Below are 2,968 nucleotides of genomic sequence, written 5' to 3' on the forward strand. Positions count from 1 at the left end.
GAGTCGTTTATGTAAAAAGAACCAGTTTTTAGATAAATCGGTTCTTTTAAAGTTTTCTCCCAAATCGATACCATTTTTGGGAGATAAATAATTATATTGGGAGAAAAAAATGCAACGTTAGATTTCTAACATTGCATTTTTGTTTACATTAATATTTAGGTGTTAATCCTACATACATATCTTTGTAGTGTTTTGCACTCTGTTCCCAAGAGACATCTTTGTTCATATTACGAACTACCATTTCATCCCAGTATGGTCTACTTTCGAAGTAAAGTGTCTTAGCACGATTGATTGCATCATATAAAAGACCACTTTCATATCTATCGAATGTAAATCCATTACCAGTGTTATCAAATAAGTTATAAGGCTGCACTGTATCTTTTAATCCACCAGTTTCTCTTACGATTGGTACTGAACCATATCTCATACTAATTAACTGAGTTAATCCACATGGTTCAAATCTAGATGGTACTAATAATGCATCACATCCAGCATAGATGTTATGTGCTACATTTTCATTGTAGGCAATATAAGCACAGAAGTTACCCTTATACGCGTTTTCATAATAACGGAATGCATCTTCATATTCAGCATCACCTGTACCTAATACAACAACCTGTGTATGTTCATCCATAATATGTGGAATTACACTATTTACAAGATCTAGACCCTTCTGGTTAGTCAAACGTGAAATCAAACCAATGACAATCTTATGATCATCTACTTCTAATCCTAATGATTCCTGTAAAGCTTTCTTATTTGCTTTCTTGTTTTCAATAACATTCTGACTATCATATTGCGCAGCTAATAGTTTATCAGTTGCTGGATTCCAGATATCTGTATCAATACCATTTATGATACCTACAAGCTTGTTATGATGATATCTTAAGTGTTCTTCAAGACCTTCACCATATTCTTCAGTCTGGATTTCACCAGCATATGTATTACTTACTGTAGTTACAACATTACTATAAGTAATACCACCCTTTAACATGTTCGCATCCAACCAATTCTGTGTGAGGCAGTCTTTATTAAATACATAATCAGGAAGTCCTGACCAGTACTGAATAGTCTTTCTATCATAGATTCCCTGGAATCTTAAGTTATGAATAGTAAGTACACAGCTTGCACGTCCTACATTGCTGTCTTTGAAGCATGTTCTTAAATAGAGTGGAACTAAAGCAGCCTGCCAGTCATGACAATGTACAACATCAGGTGTCCAATCTAAATAGTTAAGTGCTGCAAGAGCCGCTTTACCAAAATAACAGAATTTAGGAATATCATCGATTAGATTAGTATATGGATTACCCCAAGAGAAGAATTCATGGTTATCAATAAAATCATAAACAACGCCATCTTCCTGGTATTCCATAATACCTACATAATACTGTTTACCATCTGCACATAAGTCCATAGAGAATGAACCTTTATATTCCATCTTTTCCTGGAACTTCTGTGGAATACATTTATATCTAGGAATAATAACCTTAACATCACAATTCAACTTAGCAAGACTCTTAGGAAGAGCAGACATAACATCTCCTAATCCACCTGTCTTTACAAATGGATAACATTCAGAACCAATGAATGCTACACTTCTACGTGGACCTAAATCAACTGGTGCTGGAGCAGGTGTTTCCTGAACGACTACTTCAGGTTCGACTTTCTTTTCTACTTCAGGAGCAACTGTTTCTTCTACTTTAGGTTCTTCCTTTACTGGATCTTCCTTCTTAGCAGTTGTAGTCTTCTTAGTTGTCTTTTTAGGTGCTTCTTCTTTTACAGCTTCTGTCTTAGCTGCAGTTGCTTTTTTAGCTGTTGTTTTCTTAGTAGCTGTAGTCTTCTTAGTTGTTGCTTTCTTTGGTGTTGCAGCCTTTTTAACTGTTTCCTTTTTAGGTTCAGCTTCTTTAACTGCTTCTGTTTTTGAAACTGTAGTTTTCTTAGCAGTTTCCTTTACAGGTGTTTCTTCTTTAACCGCTTCTGTCTTTGCAGCAGCTTTTTTAGCTGTTGTTTTCTTAGTAGTTGTAGTCTTCTTAGCTGTCGCTTTTTTAGGTTCAGCTTCTGCTACTGTTTCTACTTTAGTAGCTGTTTCCTTTACAGGAGTTTCTTTTTTAGTTGCAGTCTTAGTGGCTGTAGCTTTCTTAACTGTTTCCTTTACAGGAGCAGCTGCTTTTGTTGTATCCTTAGAAGCTGTTGTTACTGTCTCTTTCTTAACAGCAGCTGCTTTTGTAGTTGTTTTCTTTGTAGTTTTCTTTCTCATATTTTCTTCTCCGATCTCTTAGATTAAATCAAACCATAAAACCTTAACTTTCTCATTTTCTCTTGCAACATCCCCTTCTATTACAATTAAACTTTAAGTTCACTTAAAGTTAGTAATATATTCAAAATATTTCTTTATTTATTGTACCATAATCTGTAAAAGTTGTTTATACAAAAGAGATTTATTGTAAAAAAAGGATTTATACAAGTCTTCACCATTTATGATTTCTGATATTGCATGATCTATAAAGTTCATTTCTTCAGTCACCTCTCTTGTAATATATATTACCATTATTCTCTCAAACAATAGAAAAAATGAATCAGTCACAAGTATCATTTCTAAACATCTCATGTGTTTAAACGGGGATTTGCGTATTTTCTATGTTTATTTGTAATAAGATTCAGGGCATATAGTATACAATGCAAAAAAGTACTACAATGAAACGCCATCTTGATATCGAACTTCTTAACGATATCATTCGCAAACTTGCGAATGATGAACAACTTCCAGAGAAAAATAAAAATCACGCTTTAGTTGGAAACTGGACTGGGCATCGTAAGTGCAGTATTCTGCCAGATTGGCTATTGGTTTATCGTATTGAGAATGATTTGCTCGTCTTGACATTATCCTGAACTGGAACCCATAATGATTTATTCCGTAAATAAAAGCACTTGGTACAATAATCAGGTGCTTTTCCTATAAACAAAAAAA

General features: G+C 34.1%; 2 protein-coding genes. One reads left to right on the forward strand and one right to left on the reverse strand.

Translation table 11 applies throughout. The features are described 5' to 3' along the window. Positions 1-148: 148 nt before the first annotated feature. Complete coding sequence (locus B2S90_RS05580) at positions 149-2,257, reverse strand: glycogen synthase (RefSeq protein WP_286696675.1); 2,109 nt, start codon at positions 2,255-2,257, stop codon at positions 149-151. A 437-nt stretch (positions 2,258-2,694) separates the two neighbouring features. On the opposite strand from B2S90_RS05580, the gene B2S90_RS05585 reads away from it, so the two are divergent. Beyond that, positions 2,695-2,889 (forward strand): type II toxin-antitoxin system YafQ family toxin, encoded by a 195-nt coding sequence (locus B2S90_RS05585; RefSeq protein ID WP_286696676.1) that lies wholly within the window; start codon positions 2,695-2,697, stop codon positions 2,887-2,889. The last annotated feature ends 79 nt before the right edge of the window (positions 2,890-2,968 follow it).

The sequence above is a fragment of the Catenibacterium sp. UBA627 genome (assembly GCF_002299355.1).
GTDB classification, from domain to species: domain Bacteria; phylum Bacillota_I; class Bacilli_A; order Erysipelotrichales; family Coprobacillaceae; genus Catenibacterium; species Catenibacterium mitsuoka.